Below are 18,393 nucleotides of genomic sequence, written 5' to 3' on the forward strand. Positions count from 1 at the left end.
AAATCATGGCTAATTCTAAAGTAATCGTAGTCGGCGGCGGTCTGGCCGGCCTGATGGCAACCACCAAAGCGGCCGAGGCGGGCGTGCAGGTCGACCTGTTCTCCCTAGTGCCGGTTAAACGGTCGCACTCCGTATGCGCCCAAGGGGGCATCAACGGGGCGGTCAATACAAAAGGGGAGGGCGACTCTCCGTGGGAACACTTCGACGATACCGTATACGGTGGCGACTTCCTGGCTAACCAGCCTCCCGTCAAAGCGATGTGCGAAGCGGCTCCCGGCATCATTCACCTGATGGACCGGATGGGCGTTATGTTCAACCGGACTCCGGAAGGTCTGCTTGATTTCCGCCGGTTCGGGGGAACGAAGCATCACCGGACGGCTTTTGCCGGCGCTACTACGGGGCAGCAGCTTCTGTACGCTCTTGACGAGCAGGTACGCCGTTGGGAAACGGCCGGTCTCGTGACGAAGCACGAGCACTGGGAGTTCACGGGGATCGTCCTCGACGAAACCGGAGCCTGCCGCGGGATCAGCGCCCAGGACCTCCGCACGATGGAGATTCATACGTTCCGTGCCGACGCCGTTATCATGGCGACAGGCGGTCCCGGGATCATCTTTGGGAAGACGACGAACTCCGTCATTAACACCGGTACGGCGGCCAGCGCCGTTTACCAGCAGGGCGTTTACTACGCCAACGGCGAATTTATCCAGATTCACCCGACGGCCATTCCGGGGGACGACAAGCTCCGGCTCATGTCCGAATCCGCGCGCGGTGAAGGCGGACGGGTCTGGACTTACAAGGATGGCAAGCCTTGGTACTTCCTGGAAGAGAAGTATCCGGCTTACGGAAACCTCGTTCCGCGGGATATTGCGACGCGGGAAATTTTTGATGTGTGCGTAAACCAGAAGCTCGGCATCAACGGCGAGAACATGGTTTACCTTGACCTGTCGCATAAAGACCCTAAAGAGCTCGACATCAAGCTCGGCGGGATCATCGAGATCTACGAGAAGTTCATGGGCGACGACCCGCGCAAGGTTCCGATGAAGATCTATCCGGCCGTTCACTATTCCATGGGCGGACTTTGGGTCGATTACAACCAAATGACGAACATCCCGGGCCTCTTCGCTGCGGGTGAGTGTGATTATTCCATTCACGGGGCGAACCGTCTCGGCGCGAACTCCCTCGTTTCCGCTATTTTCGGCGGGATGGTGGCCGGTCCGAAAGCGATCGAGTACATCAAAGGGCTCGACAAGCATGCGGAAGATCTCTCCTCAAGCGTCTATGACAGCGAGAAGAAGAGACAGACCGAGAAATACGAAGGCCTGCTTAAGATGGACGGCAGCGAGAACGCCTATGTCATCCACCAGGAGCTTGGCGAGTGGATGAACAACAACATGACGGTCGTCCGCTACAACAGCAAGCTGCAGGAGACGCTGGACAAGATCCAGGAGCTGAAGCAGCGTTACAAGAAGATCAACATCACCGATACGTCCCGCTGGAACAACCAAGGGGTGGCGTTCACCCGCCAGCTCGGCAACATGCTGGAGCTTGCCCAAGCGATGACGCTTGGCGCCCTTATGCGCGACGAAAGCCGCGGGGCTCACTATAAGCCGGAATTCCCGGAGCGCGACGACGAGAACTTCCTGAAGACGACCAAGGCCAAGTTCACGGCGAACGGCCCTCAAATCGAATACGAAGACGTCGACGTGTCCTTGATTCCGCCTCGTAAGCGTGACTACACCACGGATAAGAAAAAAGGAGGACATTGATCATGGCGCAAGCAGCAGCCGACAAAAAAATGGTCAAGTTTATTGTCACCCGACAGGACAGTGCGGATGCGAAGCCTTACACCGAGGAATTCGAAATCCCGTATCGCCCGAACATGAACGTCATCAGCGCCTTCATGGAGATTCAGCGCAATCCCGTGAACTCGAACGGGCAGAAGACCACTCCGGTATGCTGGGAGTCCAACTGCCTCGAGGAAGTATGCGGCGCGTGCTCCATGGTGATCAACGGCAAGCCGCGTCAGGCTTGTACGGCGCTCGTCGATAAGCTGGAGCAGCCGATCCGCATCGCTCCGATGAGCACGTTCCCGGTTGTGCGTGACCTCGTTATCGACCGCGGCCGCATGTTCGCCGCGCTGAAGAAGGTCAAAGCGTGGATTCCGATCGACGGAACGTACGATCTCGGTCCGGGACCTCGGATGGCCGAATCCAAGCGCCAATGGGCTTACGAGCTGTCGAAGTGCATGACCTGCGGGGTCTGCCTCGAGGCGTGCCCGAACGTGAACGAGAAGACGGACTTCATCGGTCCGGCGGCCATTTCCCAGGTGCGTCTGTTCAACTCCCACCCGACGGGGGAGATGAACAAGGACGAGCGTCTGGAAGCGTTGATGGACGACGGCGGCATCGAAGGCTGCGGGAACTCGCAGAACTGCGTCCGCTCCTGTCCGAAAGGCATTCCGCTGACGACCTCGATCGCGGCCATGAACAAAGATACGACCAAGCACCTGTTCAAGCAGTGGCTCGGCATGTAAGAGCTTTACCTTCCAAAAGCTTCCGTTTCTCCTTCCGGAGAGACGGAGGCTTTTTGGTTATAGGAATGATGGAAGGGAAGGGCTGACAGAAGGTGAAGTCGTATGGATAGGAGGGGAGCGCGGGAAAGGGAGAGCGGGGAAAACGGACCAAGAGAGCAGAGAAAGAAAGCCCGCTCTGCGGCGCCGAGCGGGCTTTTCCCGGGAAATAATGAGGATTCCTGTCGGATCGGCTTAATAATCAAGGACGATCATTTGATGGTTCTCCAGCTTCGGTACCCGGAGGCGGACTGAGCCGAGCTCTTCGGTGTAGGCAAGGGGCTGGCGCTGGGGAGCCAGATAGGCTCCACTAACCCGCTGAGGAAACCGCAGGGTCACCTCCACGTCATAAACCGGAAGAATATCCTCAATGACTTCGATGCCCGTTCCCCGTTTAACGGGAGAAGCATAAAGAAGGTGGGCCACATAACGGCTTTGGTCCTTCTGGTGCTGAACGGTCGCGACCCCTTGGGCAGGGAGGCTGGTGCGTAAGGTATGCCGTCCGGCAAGAAGACGGTCGAGGGCATAGCGGACCATTTCCTTCAGAACCAGGCTGCCTTTCTCGGCATAGTCGGTGAATACGTTCCATGCGACATAGATGCCCTGCTCGCTTTCGACCATGCCGGGACCACCGGAACGGCCGCTGCTCGGCGTATGCTGATGGGAGCAGAAGGTGAACACGTCGCGGTTAAAATAAGGGTCTTCTCGGCGCCCCAGCTCTCTGGCTCCCTCGAGAAGCTCAATGCGCTGGCCCGGCCCATACATAATGAAGGCGGCGTCCTTGAACGGTCCGGTCCCTCCTTCCAGTGGACGGTAATAATCGGGCCGGTAAGGATTCTCGCCTAGCCACCGGATGCCCAATGGCAGGACGTATGTCTCGTTCGCGGAATCGAGTCCCGATTGTCCGGTAGCGAGAAGCTTCCCGCCTTGGGAGAGGAAGGCTTCCAGCTTGGCACGCAGAGGCTCATCGACAACTACCGCGTCAGGCAGGATAAGGACCTTGTAGCGGCCGAAATCGGATTCCTTGTCCAGCACGTCGAACAGGTACTTTCCTTCCAGCAGGATACGCACGGCCCCCGCATCCGCTTGGGCGGTACGGGTCTCCTTCTCTTCGGGACCAGCGGCTTCCACGGACAGAAGGCCAATATCCGCTACGTTCTCCGCGCCGCGCGCCCATTCTTCCTTCGCTTCTACTTCCTCATACGCCGAGCCAATTAAGGCGTACGTCGCTTCGTCCATGAGCCCCTCCGGATGGAGCTGATCCCCGATGGAGCAATGGGCTCCGTTCGCCAGGCTGAGGGCGGTCTCGTAGCGAAGGGCGTTCGGATGCTTATAGCCACCGAACTCACCCCAGCTCGTGTGAAATTTCCCGGTCATGCCCAGGAACTCCATGCCAAGAGGCTGGGCATAGCGGGCGGATAACGGGAAATGGTCGTAGCCCCATCCTCCGGTCGGAAGGGACTCCAGCTCCAGATGAGTATTCATCCGAGCGAGATCCCGCCTTCCTCTTCGGATGTGCCCGCCGTTGTGGAAGATCTTCATCCCGGGCTTGAGCGCGTGGACCGTTTCCGCCACCCGTTTCGTGTAGTTCGCATACGTCCGCTCCCATAAGAGCTTCCTATCCGAAGGATTGCGCGGGTCTCCGCCTTCCTTGCGGATGGAGGCCACACAGGAATGGCAGTAGCATTCCCGAACCCCGACAATGTCAAGGAAAATGCCGTCCGCGTCATAGTTGGCGCTAACCTCTTCAATCTGGGGGAGGAGGACGTCGAGATAGGGGGAATTCATACAAAATTGATGGTAGCCGGGCTTCAGGAAGCCCTTCACCCAGTTCGTTTCATCCTGGGCGTTGCGGATAAGCCACTCGGGATGCACGCGAGCGAGCTTCTCATCCAGGCCGGCGGACAGGTAAACGGGGGTCAAAACGCCGATTTCATGCGCAGCTTCGATCATGGCCCCAAGCAGGTCAAACGTAAGGCCGGGATGAATGGTGTTGGCCTGGGAAGGGTGATACGCCCAACCGTGATGGCATTTGGAGAACACCGTGACCGAGTCCACATGTCCCTTCTGAAGCATTCTTTGAAACTGGGATTTGTCAAAATGCTTACCGATTCCGTTAATGGCCTCCGAGGTATGGAAATCGAGATGAACCTGCCGGAAACGCATGCTTCTTCAACTCCTTGATGGGGTGATCCTCTTCCTAAGGAAGGGGCTTGACTCGTCTGCTTGCTTTCTAATGTAACCGCTCTTAGAGAAGGCGTACAGAGCCGATTCCGGATGGACATAGCACATTTTCGACTTGTTGAGAGCCACGACTTGCCGTATTATGGCGTTAGGAAAGAAGGAAACCGAAAAATCTCTTCTTATTCTCGACTTCCCTCGAGAAGCGATCTAAGAACCGGAGGTTGCTATGGACTGCTTGGAGCTTGCCATCCCGCCCCTGCCCCAATTTCTGACCGTCGGCCATGGGTATTGGCCGGTAGGCATGAAGCATGCTTGCCGCATGTTCCGTGTGTACGACCTGCTGGTTGTAGCCGGAGGTTGTCTGTATATGACGGAGGAGGGGAAGGAGTACGAACTGAGGGAAGGTGACATGCTTCTGCTGGAGCCGGGCCGGCAGCATTGGGGCCACAGGCCGGTAGACGAGATAACGGAAATCTATTGGGTTCATTTTCTTCATTCGGATCCGGTGCGAAGGCTGCCGGCCGGCGACGTTCCCTGGTCCCGCCTGCTGCCGCAGGACACGGACCGGGACCTGACGCCGACTCCCCAGTATCTCTACCTCCCGAAGCATGGAAAGGTCCAGCTGGCCGTTCTCCGTCCTCTGCTAGAACGGATGGTCGAGCTTCACCGGGCCTTCTCCCTTGGCAGCGCGGTGTCTCTTCACGCTCATCTCGCCGAATTCTTCGTCCGGCTGCAGGGGGCGGCAAGAGGAGGACAGGGCTCCCGTTCCCAGCTGATCTCGGAGAAGGCCGTGGACTACCTCCGCCGTCATGCCGGAGAGCCGTTTCAGGCGAAACGGATGGAGGAGGAGCTTCATTTTCAGTTTGATTATCTCTCCCGCTGCCTGAAGAAGCATACCGGGCTAAGCCCGCTGCAGTACTTGAACCGGCTCCGAATCGGACGGGCGAATGAGCTTCTGGAGAACACGGATCTGACGATTCAGGAGATCGGGGACCGGGTAGGAGTGGGGAACGGCAATTATTTCATCCGGCTTTACCGCAGGCTGACCGGCATGACACCCGGAGAGTTCCGCCAGTCGAGGCAGGGACGGGTATGACCAAGAAAAAGCGGAAGCGAAGGCTCCAGGCCTTACGCTTCCGCTTTTTCCTCTTCTTCCTTATGCCGCAGGAATTCCTTCCCGTATTCCCCGTGGGGATGAATCTTGGCATGCTCCATCTGGATGGTGGAGTGCTCGATGCCGTACTTGTTTTTCAACGTTTCGTTAATGGCCAGGATGATGCAGAACGGCTGAATCTTCTCATCGATGAAGACGTGGGCGGTGAGCGAGTAATGATCCGTGGAAATGGCCCACAGGTGCATTTCGTGAACATCCTCCACGCCTTCCACAAGGCCGATGTCGCGGCGGATCTCTTCGAGGTCGAAATGCTCCGGTACCGACTCCATCAGAATCAGGTACGACTCCCGGATAATTTTGGCCCCACCGACAAAAATAATACCACCGATGACGATACTGATAACCGGGTCCACGATCGTCCAACCCGTAAAGTAGATAATAATGGCGGAAACGATTACCCCGACCGAGCTCAGCAGATCCCCGATAAAATGCCACAAGGCGCTCTGCACGTTGAGGTTCTCTTCTTCCTTCATGCTGCGGCTCAGCACAATAGTCAGCACTATGTTGACGATTAGCCCGATGACCGCGATCGTGAGCATGGTACCGAGCATCACCGGCTCCGGATGGATCATCCGGTTGATGCCCTCGATGAAAATTCCGACGGCGATCACCGCCAACGCAAGCCCATTCAGGAACGAGGCGATAATTTCAAACCTCAGGTAACCGAATGTATATTTGGAAGTCGGCGGCCGGGTAGCCATATAGATGGCGACCATGCTAAGCCCGAGGGCGAGCACGTCGGATATCATGTGAGCCGAGTCGGAGAGAAGCGCCAAGGAATTGGAGACCAGGCCTCCGATAATTTCCACGATGGTAAAGAACGCGGTGAGCAGCAGGGTGGTCCACAGCGTGCGTTTGGACTTGCTTTGCTCTTTGACATGGTGAAGATGGTGGTAATCGGACATGAAAAGCCTCCCTGCTTGAAATAAGTGGTTCGTATCCGCATTATACGCTACCCCGGCGGAGCATGCAATCCGCCTTCCTCTGCAGACAAAATGCCCTATTTTTCGAGTTTTCCCCTGGAAAAGATGGGTAATATAACAATACAACACGAGTGGAGGGGAAGCTGATGAAAAAACAGTGGATTGCGGCTGTTCTGCTATGCGGACTATGCGGATTTACGGTGAGGGCGGGGGCGGCTCCGGAGGATCCTATCCTATCCTTCCCCGTCCTGAGCGACATTCATGTACAGAGCGGGGACGCCAAGTCCCAGCGTAAGTTCAAAGCGGCGTTAGAGGATCTTAGCGAAATCAACCCGGGTGCCAATACGCTGGTTATCAACGGGGACCTCGGAAACGGAAGACCTTCCGACTATAGCGTCCTTAGTGAGATTCTGGACTCGACCGCGCATCCGCCTATTCATTTTACCATTGGAAATCATGAGTTCTATAAGGCTTACTTAAAGGGAGACAGCTGGAACCCGGACGGCTTCCCGAACGGAGAGACGGAGCAGGCCTCCATCAACCGCTTCTTGACGTTTACCGGAATGGACAAGCTGTATCACGACGCCTGGATCAAAGACTACCATTTCATCTTCCTCGGATCGGAGCAGTTCCGTCAGTCGAATCCGGATAACGGGGATGACGCCTACCTCTCGGAAACCCAGCTTGCCTGGCTGAAGGAGAAGCTGCAGGAAGGGGCGGAGCTTAACAAGCCGATCTTCGTGTTTCTTCATCAGCCGCTGCCTTTCACGGTAACGGGAAGCAACGAAGCCCGCGGAGTGGTTCAGCATAAGGAGCTGAAGCAGATCTTGGACGCCTATCCCCAGGTCATCATGTTTAACAGCCACACGCACTACCTGCTTGGCAGCCCGAACAGCGTGTACCGCGACCGTTTTCTTATGGTCAACACCTCCTCCGCTTCAGAGCCCTGGAGTGTGAAAGCAGGACCGCTGGATGGCGATGAAAGCGAAGGTCTGGTGGTTCAGGTCTTCCCGAATGCCGTTGTCCTAAAAGGTCGTGATTTCGCCTCGAGACAGTGGATCTCCTACGCCCAGTACGTGATTCCGACAGGAAACGCCGGCAGCGGAGGGTGAAATTTGTAACACAAATGAAATATTTCTGTTACGCTTCCTTAATGTGTAAAGGCTATGATAATAAACAAGACCCCCTTTTTTAATAATATATAACTTGGACCCGCCCCGTTGGCGTGGTCCTCTTTTTTTGTGGTTGCCAATGGAATCAACATGGCCATAATAAAAGCATTACCAAGCGTGCCAAAACGCGCTGTGTTCGTTACTTCGGTCCTAGGTTCTAATCATTCAAAAAGAACAGGTAATGACTTAGATAAGCCTAACCAATTGATCGGTACCTCTTCAGGATTGTCACTATAAACGCCCTTCAAAAAACGACTAATGAAACATGCTTGGTTTTCAATTAGGATCTCTTTGATTTCGGAAGGCATTACGGGAATGGAGTAATCGTTCTTGCGGCCAAAATCGGCAAGAGGCAAAAACATTTCGAGGCTTTTTCTGTACTTGCAGTTCTTTGGAAATCGGGGCGAACTACCGGAGTCGTACTTGGACAAACGGACAGACTTCCAGTGGGCCAGCAGCAGCGGACTCGCTTCCAGTTCCAGCACGGCAAAATGTTCGGAAGGCTCTCTTCGTTGATAAGTAGTCAACATTTTGAAACAATCTTGTCGGGTGGGCCAAAAGAAAACATGTCTGTCAAGGTAAGATCTGAATTGTTCCACGGTGCAGTCTCTCTTCATTAAATTTGCAGGAATACGAAGATTCGGATTAACCGTTATTTCAAACCCTCCATGATAGGCCTCGTTAGTTGTCAAGCGACGTTCGCCTTCGGAGTGCGGCAAAATACGATAGCTTGACCATAAAGAATCAAAATGTGCGATGGAAGTTAAATTTTTCGCTCTCGTAAAATGATAAACAGATTTTCTTCCGGCAGACTTTGTTATTCTGGCGATAATAGTGGCGATACTCGTGGCCATGTCATGAGATTTCTCCTTTGCGTAAACTATCAGCGGTCTTCTTGCCAGTGCTATTCCTTACAGAAGATGGATACCTAACCGTCACTCCTATAGATAAGCTTTAGGTTCAACTAATCCGTTTATCCCTACCAAACCTTTCCCCCGTTTTGAGGATTGGCTGAAGGCTTTTTTGACAGTCAAATAAGCGTTAAATGATCGGTAAGCCGTCATTTGCCTATGTCTGGTATGTGGCGGTTTTTCTTTTGATCTTGAATCTACCGTTCCGGAAGGCAGATTCCTTAAGCGAACATCCCCTTCCCTTCCCGCTCCAAAGGTGATTCTTAAGAACTAAACGATTGACAACATTCGACACAAATTCTACACTGTATGTACCAAATACTGACAACCAACAAGAAGGGGATTACCTTGGCCACTAAAGTAAAGCATTCATCGTCCGTCCTCAGCCGATTTCGCCTCCGCAGCATCAAGCTGAAGCTGCAGCTGTTCACCTGCCTGGTGCTCCTGGCCGCTCTCGTCTCAGCCTCGTACATCGCTCTGTCCAAAGCCTCCAAGGAGCTAGAAGAAGAAATTAACGGCAACGCGGAAGCGACGGCCGGCATGATTGCCTCGAAGCTAGACAGCAACCTGTCCCATTACCTGACCATTCTGCAAACCTTGGCCCAAACGGGGGCGGCGTACATAGGCAGCGACTCCAAGCAGCTGGAATTCGTTCGGCAGGCACAGGCGCAGAATCCGGCTCTTACCGCTATTATCTTTGCCCACGATCTGACCGGAGCCAAGGCGGTGACCCACAAAGGAGATGCGGTCGACATCTCCTCCCGTCCTTTTATGAAGGAACTGGCGGAAGGCCGGACCACGGTTTCCGATCCGGTCATTTCGAAGGTGGACGGATCGTTGTCCGTCATTCTGGGCGTTCCGCTGTTGAACGGACAGAAGGTCGTGGGATCCTATACGGCCTCCCTGCCGCTTGCGGAGGTGACGAAGCCCATATCGGAGTCGACCTTCGGAGCCTCGGGTTATGCCGTCCTGTTCGATTCCCAGGGCCAGGTTATCCAGCACCCGGACAAGGACCGCATGATGAAGACCAAGTCCGCCGACTACGCCTCGGAAGTCGTTCAGGCCCTGGATGCGGCAAGGAAAGGGGAGGTTACGCATTTCTTCTTCCAAGAGAATGGGGAAACCCGTTTTGGGTTAGCCCACAGGACTTCGGGGAATTGGGTCGTTATGCTTAGCGCTCCTGCAAGCGAACTGGGCAAGCCGGTTCAGGATATGGCGGTCCATTCCATCGTCTTGATCCTTCTCGTGCTTGTCGGCGGTCTGGTTCTCTCCTATTTCTTTGCCCACGGGCTGACCAAGCCGATTAACCGGCTTAAGGGCGCCATTGAAGCGGTGGAAGCCGGAGATTTGACGGGGAAGGTGACTGTCACCAGCCGGGATGAAATAGGCCGGGCTTCGGATAGCTTTAACCGGATGACGGAAACGCTGAACGAAATCCTCGGCGGGGTAAATGGGGCTTCTCTCCAGCTCGCGGCTTCTTCTCAGCAGCTGACGGCGGGTGCCGAGCAAAGCTCCGTCGTGACCGGGCAGATCGCCTCCTCGGTTCAAGTCGTCGCGGAAGGAGCGGAATACCAGGTCGGCAACATCAAGCTGAGCACCCGAATGATTGAGAACGTAACGGATAAAATCACCCACATTACCGAGCATGCCAAACAGGCCTCCTCCGCGGTCACCGAAGCGGCAAGCCGGGCGGAGAAGGGGGACGCCGCGGTACGGGGAGCCGTAACCCAGATGGACAACATCGAGAGGCTGATTCAAGAGCTGGCCGCGACGATTAGCGGGCTGTCCCAGCGCTCCCAGGAGATCGGTCACATCATCGGCATGATCTCCTCCATTGCCCAGCAAACGAACCTGCTTTCGCTGAATGCGGCCATCGAGGCAGCGCGCTCCGGCGAGGCGGGCCGGGGCTTTGCGGTCGTGGCGTCCGAAATTCGCAAATTAGCGGATCAGACGGATCAGTCCGCCCGCCAAATCAGCGGCCTCATTACGAATGTTCAGACGGAGACGGGACAGGCGGACCAGGCCATGAATGCGGCTATCCTCGAAGTGGGATCGGGTCTGCAGGCCGTTCACGCGGCGGGTGTTCTTTTCGATGAAATCCACAGCCAGATTTCGTCGGTGGAAGGGCTTGTCCGGCAGGTGTCGGATTATTCGGAGGAAATTTCCATGGTAACGGAAAATATGGTCGCTTCGATCCGGTCCATAGCCGATATCGCTTCGACGAACTCCGACGAAAGCCAGAATGTAGCGGCTTCCGCGGAGGAACAGCTGGCGTCCATGGAGGAAATTACCCATTCGGCGGCATCGCTTTCCCAAATGGCGGAAGATCTGAGGGCACTCGTGTCCCGCTTTCGGATAAAGCAAGAGTAACCAAGAAGACAGGGACTGGACGGAAAGCGGAAAGGAGCTTGCCGTTCAGTCCTTTTTTCTATAGCTTCTGAACGATCACTTTTACAAGAAGGGCCGTCGTAGAGGTAATCAGAATCCGGTTAGGATCAAGAATCTTGACAGCGGGCTGGATGACTTGATTATCGGGAGTCAGGATAAGGATATAAGGAGCGTTAGTATTCAGGTTATAAACGACGGTGGCGGAGAAAGCCGGCCCGTCCGGCGCAAGCGAAATGGTGGTCCGGTAGGTCGTTTCCGGATCATAGTCCACATAGAGGGCGGGGTCGGGAGGGAGCAGGATTACATTATCCAGGCCGGTGTTGACGGAAATAACCCGGATCATCGGATTGGCGGTGTCGTAGTAAGCCAAGCTTAATGGAACGGAACCGGTATAGCGGATGGTGGAGTCCTTAAGAAACAGGGTGAAGACGAAACGGACGCCTGGCTTTGTATGGTCGACGAGATAGGCGAAGCTGGAATTGTTGAGGAGTACCGTGGAGCGGGTAAGGCGGATAGTGCCGCCCGGCTGGTTGAAATCGGTCTCTATCAGAGCGGTCAGCTTGTTCGAGATGAGATCGGAATCTTCCACGATGGTAACGGCCTGGGAACCGGGGGTATTGATATTGCCGGCTTTCAGAACGGTATCGGTGAAGGAGGAGCGTACGATGGTGACCTCCCGGCTTTTAGTTAAGTAGATGTGGTTAGTTATAGCGCCGTCGAGGAAGGTGCAGCATTCCATGTAGATTTTCTCGCTGGCCGCCGTTCCGTTAACTGTCTGGAGATTGACCCGGACATTGTTGAAGGTGCTGGCGAGCACACGATAGGTTTTCAGGGTGATGTCTCGTGGAACGGAGGAGTCCAGAACACAGCCTTCCAGCTTGTTGATGGTGATCACCGGGGTAGACGTCAGGGAAGAATAGCGGATGCGGTTGCCGCGGAAGACAGTAAGCTCAGATGCCCCCATATTCAAGTTAGGGATATCCGTTAGATGATTGTCCGTTACATGGACCTGATAGGTGGAGTTTCCGAAAAACGAGAGATTTCCGCCGGTAAGGGAATTGCCGGTAATCTCCACGTACGCGTCTGCAAAGTTCGAATTCATCAGCCCGAGGGTCGTTCCGCAGTTGTAGATAACATTGCCCTTCAGAACGGCGAACCGAAGACTGTACAGGTTGATGCCGATGGAATCCATGTTATAGATGTGATTGTTCTCCACATGTAGGGAATAGCAGCCGGCGAGAATGCCGTGGTTGCTGCCGTACATCAGGTTGTGGCGGATGACGCAGTTGTCTCCGTAGGAGTCCTCCTGGTTGACGGCATAGCGGGTGGAGTCGGGGAAGATAGGCTTCCCGTCGAGAAAGCGGCCGCTTCCTTTTCCATTGTCCCGGATAACATTGTGCTGGAGCACGTTATAGCTGCCCCCGAGTGTAATGCCGCCCCGGTGTCCGTTGAAGAGCTCATTGTATTCCACCGTGTTGTGATGGGGAATGGAACCGAATTTCAGCGTAAGCTGCATGTTTTTGGCCGGAGAGGTCTCATTAAAGAACACCAGGCGCATCTTGGCGGCCCCGTCGGGGATTGTGATGTCGGTATAGATTTTCTTTCGGCGCAGGGCCCCCATGTAGCTGTTATCGGCCCGGTAGTAGAAAACGTCGATTTCTCTTGTGGTCAATGCGGTCAGACGGGCGTAACCGGCGCCGGCCACGAGAAAGGAAGAGTAAGACGGATTCGCAGGAAGGGAGAGAAAGCCGGAGGTCAGCGTATTGCTGGAAGGGACAGGCTGTCCTGTAGTATAATCCAAGGCACCGAGCGTCAGATTTAAATTGAATTCCGCTAATTCCCGAGAGGCTGTGCTGGCAAAGGTAACATTGTCCCCCATATAATCCCGGACGGTGCAGTGGCTGATAGAGCTAAAGCGTGTGCTTCTCTGAAACGAGACGCCGTAGGTGCCTTCCATTCGGGCCTCATTCGGGCTCAAGAAACTGCGGTCGTCCCGGTCTCCGATTATCGTGCCTCCCGTTAGATGGGCGTCTGTCACGTTGTCGAAGACGAGGCTTTTGCCGCCGAAGTTGTAGTAGTCCGTCGTGGTGCGGGGGTCGAAGGGAGATTTGGTGTCCGAGTCGTAGATCACCTTCAGAGTAGAGCCGTTCAGATGGAATGTCAGATGGCTCTGCATTTCGATGGCACGCGGGTAGCATAGGGCATAAGAGCCTTCCGGCAGCACCGCCCCCGGGTACCCGTTGTCCCTGGCGTAACGAAGCGCGCGGTTGATTCCCTGAATGTTGGCATCCGCCATGGCATAGTCGGCCGGCGTGTAGGGCTTGGCGGGCAGCCCTTGCTTAATGCCCCACCGGCTCAATTCAATAAGATACATAGCCTCACCCCTTTTGGATCCCGTATAGGAGAGAAGTCCTATTTATCGGAAGTAAATTATAGTATGAAGCACGGCGTAAACCGCATGGACGAGTATGGAGCGGCGCGAGCCTTTTCTCCCCCTTAATATCCCGTTTGAGACGCCAACGGCACGGCGGGAATTCCCCGACAGGAAGGAGGTATCCGGTATGGCCGATTCACGGTTAACCCGAAGAACGTTTCTAAGAAAAAGCCTGTTCGCGGCGGGAGCTCTGCCCATGCTGCTCGGAGCCGGAGGTCTGTACGGAGTATTCGGCGAACGCTACTGGATCCAGATTCAGAAAATCAAGCTGGCTCCCGGACGCCTCCCGGCTGCTTTTCACGGCATGCGGGTGGTTCAGTTCAGCGATACCCATCTCGGCAAATATTACAGCGTGAACCGGCTCGCGCATATGGCCGAGCTTGTTCAGCGGCAGAAGCCTGACCTCATCTGCTTTACAGGCGATCTGTTCGATTCCCAGTACGGCCGCGTCAACCCGGGCATCATCCCCATCCTATCGCGGCTGAAAGCGGAGTTCGGCAAGTTCGCCGTGCTGGGCAACCATGACATGAGGCTCGGAGCGGATAGCGTTAGGGATGTCCTGGAGAAGGCCGATTTCACGGTGCTCGTTAACGGAAACCGGCCCGTGAGCAAAGGGGGCGAGCGGTTCCGAGTGGCCGGAGTGGACGAAATGATCTACGGGCAGCCCGATCTGAAGAAAGCGCTGATTGGAGCAAGGCAGGAGGAGTTCGTTCTTCTGCTCTGCCATGAACCCGATTTTGCCGATACCGCGATGAAATTCTCTGTAGATCTCCAGCTTTCGGGGCACAGCCACGGCGGCCAGATCCGGATTCCCGGCGTAGGCAGCCTGTTCACGCCCGAGCTCGGGCAGAAGTATTCCATCGGCTTGTATTCCTTCGAGGAGAAGGGATTTCACGTCTATACGAACCGGGGCATCGGAACGACGCTCTTTCCCATCCGGCTTCACTGCCGGCCGGAAATCACGGTTTTTGAATGGGGAGAAGTACCGTAGTCTCACGCCTAGCGAGACACGTGAAAAGGACCTAATTTAGTCCTTCTCAAAAGCTTGTGCTTGTTGTATATTCTTTATAAAGAACAATATCTGTTCGTTATTTCCGAAGGGGGAATGTCCATTGGGGAGACTTCAAAGATGGGCAGCAGCTGTCGTGCTGGTTTGCTTCCTGCTGAGTCCCGTAAGCGCTTATGCATCATCCGGCGGGCTGGAGGTCACTGACGCGAAATACGGTTTTTTCAGCAAGTGGCTCGGGTCCTTGTTCTCGCATGACGACAGCTGGGAATTCCACATCAATTGGCCAAATGGAGAAGACGCCAAAGACTGGTGCGAGAAGAACGATCGCTTATGCCAGCTGGACGAGTCTTACGAGATTTGGAAGAAGTGGTTCTGCTACTAATACATAAGGCCTGCCGGACGGCCGGCAGGCCATTCTCGAAACCACATAGAAAAGGACGGTTGGACACACTGCTTTTAGCCCCTGAGCAAAGGAGGGAATGTTTATGTCCGCAGAAACGTGGGAGTCAATCGAGATCGATGAGGAATGGATAGAGCTTATTTCGAAAGCGAGAGGTATGGGTCTTACGGTAGAAGAAATCCGGCAGTTTTTTCAAGAAACACTTACCGGTTCAGCATCGGTAAAGCGCTAGAGTTCCCCGAAAGCGATGATTTACGGCTGGGTTGCAAAATTTGCAAGATTCTGTTGACATGTTCGCTATAAAGAACTAGTATGGAATGGGAAAGGAATTTCCGTTATCTTCATGCGGCGATGATGGAAATGGCCTTTATTTTTTGAAACGCCGTTCTTTATAGAGAATATGAGGCGCAGCCGGAATGTCGAAGGGAGAAGAAATGAAGGTGGACATCAACATTAAAGAGTATCTGTTTATTCTGAAGAAGCGTCTCTGGATTCTTGTTCTGTTCATTGCCGGAGGGACCGTGCTGGCTTCGCTCTACAGCTCGACCAACTACCGTCCGGTTTATTTGGCATCGACGAAGCTGATCGTGAACAAAACGGTCACCGAAGAGCAGCTCGGCCGGCAGGAGATCGATTACGGAGCCATCGGGGTCAACATCGGCCTGATCAGCACCTACAAGGAGATCATTAAAACACCGGCCATTATGGACAAGGTTGTCCAGCGATACCCGGACCTCAACCTTACCTCGGAACAGCTGATCGGCATGATCAATGTTTCGAGCCTGAACGATACCCAGATCATGACCATTGCGGCGCAGTATTACTCCTACGATAAGGCGGCTACGATCGTCAACGCCGTTTCGGAGGTATTCCGTACGGAGATCCCCAAGATCATGAAGGTCGACAACGTCACCATTCTTAACCCGGCCAAATCCAAGGAGCATCCGGTTCCCATCAACAAGAAATCCAATCAGATCATCCTCCTCGGCTTCGTCGGTTCGTTCGTGGCGGCGGTGGGACTCATTCTCTTTCTGGAAGCCATGGACGATACGTTGAAAACGGACGAGGACGTCCGTACCATTTTCCGGCAGCCCGCCCTTGCCGTCATTCCGCGAATGAAAGCGAAGGAACGGCGGCCGGCAAGCCGGGTCCAATCTCGGGAAAAGGCAGGGGAAACGACATATGCCGCAACCATCCGCTGAAACCTCCGTTGTCATGCAGAACCACCCGGCCTCTATCACTTCAGAAGCCTATCGGTCGCTTAGGTTCAATCTGGACCGTTCCCTGGAGAAGGGGCTGAAGAGCATTGTCGTCACCTCCCCGGGAAGAAAGGAAGGGAGGACCACCACCGCCGTGAACCTGGCGGCCGCCTACGCCCAGCTGGGCCGTAAGGTGGTCCTGGTGGATGCCGATCTCCGCCATCCTTCCCTCCATGCCGTATTCGGCCAAACCGGCCGGAAGGGGCTTGCCGACTTCCTGAGCCGTCCCTGTGAGGTTTCGGATATCGTTATAGAATCTCCGGTAGAGAATCTGTCGGTTGTCTATGCCGGCGCCCCTCCGCTCCATCCGACGGAGCTGCTTGCTTCCGAACGAATGAAGGAGCTGCTGGCCGAGCTCGGGAAGAACTACGATCTGATTATTGCGGATACGTCCTCCGTCCTGCCCTCCACCGACTCCCGGGTCGTGGCGGCCCAATGCGACGGGGTGCTGCTCGTTATTGAATTCGGCAAGGTGAAGAGGAGCGCGGCCAAACGGATCGCTTCCGAACTGGAGCACGCCAAAGTGAACCTGCTCGGAATCGTGTGGAACAAAATCCGTAAGCAGGAAGCGAAGGCGTACCTGTATACCTAGCCTAATGAAAGCAGAAGATCATTTACGGATAAGGCACTAGGCAGCCGGGCCGGCTGCAGAAAGAAGGGATTAAACCGTCATGAGGCAGAAAAGACGTAAGCCATACCGCATCCAAGCCGGCGGGAGAGCAGCCGGTATCCTGATTCTCAGCTTCGCCTTCCTGTCCGGCTGCTCGGGGACGACGCCAAGCGCCGAGTCCGTCGCCTCCGCCGAGCAGGTCACGGTCAAGACCGTGAAGGTCATCAAAGCCTCCCGCCAGAAGCTGGGAGACCCCGTCCAGCGGCCGGCGGATGCCGCGGCTTCGGCCGAATTCGAAATCATCAGCCGTGCCGGCGGAACGATAAGCCAGCTGACGAAGAAGCGGGGGGACCGGGCCGTGCAGGGTGAAGTCATCGCTCTCTTGACCTCGGGTGACTCCGAAGCCCAAAGGGACCGGGCGAAGCTTGCGGTCAAGACCGCCCAGGACGCGATCAGCCGGGCCAAGGATAATGCCAAGAAGCAGTGGGAAGCCCAGAAGCTCGAAATGAGCAATTCGGTGGTTAAGCTGGAGCAGACGATCGCCGAGCTCACCCGTACCTATAACAAGACCCGGAACGATTATGATGTGGGAGCGGCCACGAAGGAGCAGCTGTACCAGCTGGAGCTGCGTCTCTTGAATACCCGGACGGATCTGGAACAGCTCAAGCAGAAGCAGCAGGCTTTGGCCGAACCGGCTTCCTCCTTCTCGGAGCTGGAGACGGCTCTGGTGAACGCCCAGCTGTCTTATCAGCAGGTGGAGAAGGGAATGGAGGATTACAAGGTTAAGGCTCCCTTAACGGGAATCATCTCCGACTTGACCACGCTCGAGCCGGGAATGCCGGTACCGCAGGGGGCCAAGCTGGGGCATCTTCAGAAGGTCGATCCCATCAAGATCAAGGCCCAGCTGTCGGAGAAAGATGTTAAGCTGATCGGCACCAAAACGGAATTGACCTATACTGTTCCGGGCCAGACGGAAAGCAAGAAGGGAAAGATCAGCTTCCTCTCCAAAATCATGGATCCGGAAACCAGAACCTACGAGCTTAACCTGGAAGTTCCGAATCCGGATATGAGCCTTAATCCCGGCATGAAGCTGGCGGTTCAACTGACGGAGGAACAGGAGCAGATCGGTCTTGCGGTTCCGTCCTATGCCGTCGTAAACGAAGGAGATAATCATTATCTCTTTGTCATGGCCGGCGAAGCGGTGGAGAAGCGCAAGGTGGAGCTTGGAAGGGTCAGCGAGGACAACCAGGAAATCGTAGCCGGGCTGAAGGAAGGGGACGCCGTTGTGGTCTCCAATCCCGGTCAGCTGAAGGACAAGGAGAAAGTTCAAGCCGCTGCTGCGGAATAGCCCATAAAATGG

15 protein-coding genes are annotated in these 18,393 nt (G+C 55.2%); 11 read left to right on the forward strand and 4 right to left on the reverse strand.

Features of this window, described 5'->3' with window-relative positions; genetic code table 11:
* Positions 1 to 5: 5 nt before the first annotated feature.
* Both sdhA and sdhB read left to right on the forward strand, forming a co-directional pair.
* Entirely contained in the window at positions 6 to 1,766 is a 1,761-nt protein-coding gene (sdhA, locus tag MJA45_RS06390; protein ID WP_315606434.1) for a succinate dehydrogenase flavoprotein subunit, read from the forward strand.
* 2 nt (positions 1,767 to 1,768) lie between these two features.
* Complete coding sequence (sdhB, locus tag MJA45_RS06395) at positions 1,769 to 2,533, forward strand: succinate dehydrogenase iron-sulfur subunit (protein WP_315606435.1); 765 nt, start codon at positions 1,769 to 1,771, stop codon at positions 2,531 to 2,533.
* A 231-nt stretch (positions 2,534 to 2,764) separates the two neighbouring features.
* Here sdhB and MJA45_RS06400 read toward each other — a convergent pair whose 3' ends face one another.
* On the reverse strand, positions 2,765 to 4,735 hold the full coding sequence (locus MJA45_RS06400) for an alpha-amylase family protein (RefSeq protein WP_315606436.1): 1,971 nt from the start codon (positions 4,733 to 4,735) through the stop codon (positions 2,765 to 2,767).
* Between the two features lie 244 nt (positions 4,736 to 4,979).
* Between MJA45_RS06400 and MJA45_RS06405 the strand changes: the two genes are divergently transcribed.
* Positions 4,980 to 5,849: a helix-turn-helix transcriptional regulator gene (locus MJA45_RS06405; protein WP_315606437.1), complete on the forward strand. Its 870-nt coding sequence runs from the start codon at positions 4,980 to 4,982 to the stop codon at positions 5,847 to 5,849.
* Between the two features lie 32 nt (positions 5,850 to 5,881).
* Here the strand turns inward: MJA45_RS06405 and MJA45_RS06410 are convergent, their stop codons facing one another.
* Positions 5,882 to 6,832 (reverse strand): cation diffusion facilitator family transporter, encoded by a 951-nt coding sequence (locus tag MJA45_RS06410; protein WP_315606438.1) that lies wholly within the window; start codon positions 6,830 to 6,832, stop codon positions 5,882 to 5,884.
* Positions 6,833 to 6,996: 164 nt separating this feature from the next.
* Between MJA45_RS06410 and MJA45_RS06415 the strand changes: the two genes are divergently transcribed.
* Positions 6,997 to 7,962, forward strand: coding sequence for a metallophosphoesterase family protein (locus MJA45_RS06415; RefSeq protein WP_315606439.1), 966 nt, complete (start codon positions 6,997 to 6,999; stop codon positions 7,960 to 7,962).
* Between the two features lie 221 nt (positions 7,963 to 8,183).
* On the opposite strand, the gene MJA45_RS06420 is transcribed toward MJA45_RS06415, so the two are convergent.
* Positions 8,184 to 8,876, reverse strand: coding sequence for a DUF7002 family protein (locus MJA45_RS06420; RefSeq protein WP_315606440.1), 693 nt, complete (start codon positions 8,874 to 8,876; stop codon positions 8,184 to 8,186).
* Between the two features lie 405 nt (positions 8,877 to 9,281).
* Here MJA45_RS06420 and MJA45_RS06425 point away from each other — a divergent pair, with 405 nt between their 5' ends.
* Positions 9,282 to 11,303 (forward strand): methyl-accepting chemotaxis protein, encoded by a 2,022-nt coding sequence (locus tag MJA45_RS06425; RefSeq protein ID WP_315606441.1) that lies wholly within the window; start codon positions 9,282 to 9,284, stop codon positions 11,301 to 11,303.
* 58 nt (positions 11,304 to 11,361) lie between these two features.
* Here the strand turns inward: MJA45_RS06425 and MJA45_RS06430 are convergent, their stop codons facing one another.
* Positions 11,362 to 13,695, reverse strand: a complete 2,334-nt coding sequence (locus tag MJA45_RS06430; RefSeq protein ID WP_315606442.1) for a right-handed parallel beta-helix repeat-containing protein — start codon at positions 13,693 to 13,695, stop codon at positions 11,362 to 11,364.
* Between the two features lie 187 nt (positions 13,696 to 13,882).
* Here MJA45_RS06430 and MJA45_RS06435 point away from each other — a divergent pair, with 187 nt between their 5' ends.
* The 6 genes from MJA45_RS06435 (at position 13,883) to MJA45_RS06460 (ending at position 18,381) form a co-directional block, all read left to right on the forward strand.
* Complete coding sequence (locus tag MJA45_RS06435; RefSeq protein ID WP_315606443.1) at positions 13,883 to 14,746, forward strand: metallophosphoesterase; 864 nt, start codon at positions 13,883 to 13,885, stop codon at positions 14,744 to 14,746.
* A 121-nt stretch (positions 14,747 to 14,867) separates the two neighbouring features.
* Positions 14,868 to 15,146: a hypothetical protein gene (locus MJA45_RS06440; protein WP_315606444.1), complete on the forward strand. Its 279-nt coding sequence runs from the start codon at positions 14,868 to 14,870 to the stop codon at positions 15,144 to 15,146.
* A gap of 103 nt (positions 15,147 to 15,249) precedes the next feature.
* Positions 15,250 to 15,396: an anti-repressor SinI family protein gene (locus MJA45_RS06445; RefSeq protein ID WP_315606445.1), complete on the forward strand. Its 147-nt coding sequence runs from the start codon at positions 15,250 to 15,252 to the stop codon at positions 15,394 to 15,396.
* Positions 15,397 to 15,580: 184 nt separating this feature from the next.
* Positions 15,581 to 16,366 (forward strand): YveK family protein, encoded by a 786-nt coding sequence (locus MJA45_RS06450; RefSeq protein WP_315606446.1) that lies wholly within the window; start codon positions 15,581 to 15,583, stop codon positions 16,364 to 16,366.
* On the forward strand, positions 16,347 to 17,015 hold the full coding sequence (locus tag MJA45_RS06455; RefSeq protein WP_315606447.1) for a CpsD/CapB family tyrosine-protein kinase: 669 nt from the start codon (positions 16,347 to 16,349) through the stop codon (positions 17,013 to 17,015). Before MJA45_RS06450 ends, MJA45_RS06455 begins: the two co-directional genes overlap by 20 nt.
* Before the next feature lie 79 nt (positions 17,016 to 17,094).
* Entirely contained in the window at positions 17,095 to 18,381 is a 1,287-nt protein-coding gene (locus MJA45_RS06460) for an efflux RND transporter periplasmic adaptor subunit (protein WP_315606448.1), read from the forward strand.
* The last annotated feature ends 12 nt before the right edge of the window (positions 18,382 to 18,393 follow it).

The organism is Paenibacillus aurantius (assembly GCF_032268605.1).
Lineage (GTDB): Bacteria > Bacillota > Bacilli > Paenibacillales > NBRC-103111 > Paenibacillus_AO > Paenibacillus_AO aurantius.

Excerpts from the sequence above, each read along its gene's own strand:
- MJA45_RS06400 (WP_315606436.1), bottom strand. The coding sequence starts at position 4,735 with ATGCGTTTCCGGCAGGTTCATCTCGATTTCCATACCTCGGAGGCCATT.
- sdhB (WP_315606435.1), top strand. The coding sequence starts at position 1,769 with ATGGCGCAAGCAGCAGCCGACAAAAAAATGGTCAAGTTTATTGTCACC.
- MJA45_RS06455 (WP_315606447.1), top strand. The coding sequence starts at position 16,347 with ATGCCGCAACCATCCGCTGAAACCTCCGTTGTCATGCAGAACCACCCG.
- MJA45_RS06415 (WP_315606439.1), top strand. The coding sequence starts at position 6,997 with ATGAAAAAACAGTGGATTGCGGCTGTTCTGCTATGCGGACTATGCGGA.
- MJA45_RS06450 (WP_315606446.1), top strand. The coding sequence starts at position 15,581 with ATGTCGAAGGGAGAAGAAATGAAGGTGGACATCAACATTAAAGAGTAT.
- MJA45_RS06445 (WP_315606445.1), top strand. The coding sequence starts at position 15,250 with ATGTCCGCAGAAACGTGGGAGTCAATCGAGATCGATGAGGAATGGATA.
- MJA45_RS06430 (WP_315606442.1), bottom strand. The coding sequence starts at position 13,695 with ATGTATCTTATTGAATTGAGCCGGTGGGGCATTAAGCAAGGGCTGCCC.
- MJA45_RS06460 (WP_315606448.1), top strand. The coding sequence starts at position 17,095 with ATGAGGCAGAAAAGACGTAAGCCATACCGCATCCAAGCCGGCGGGAGA.
- sdhA (WP_315606434.1), top strand. The coding sequence starts at position 6 with ATGGCTAATTCTAAAGTAATCGTAGTCGGCGGCGGTCTGGCCGGCCTG.
- MJA45_RS06420 (WP_315606440.1), bottom strand. The coding sequence starts at position 8,876 with ATGGCCACGAGTATCGCCACTATTATCGCCAGAATAACAAAGTCTGCC.
- MJA45_RS06405 (WP_315606437.1), top strand. The coding sequence starts at position 4,980 with ATGGACTGCTTGGAGCTTGCCATCCCGCCCCTGCCCCAATTTCTGACC.
- MJA45_RS06410 (WP_315606438.1), bottom strand. The coding sequence starts at position 6,832 with ATGTCCGATTACCACCATCTTCACCATGTCAAAGAGCAAAGCAAGTCC.
- MJA45_RS06435 (WP_315606443.1), top strand. The coding sequence starts at position 13,883 with ATGGCCGATTCACGGTTAACCCGAAGAACGTTTCTAAGAAAAAGCCTG.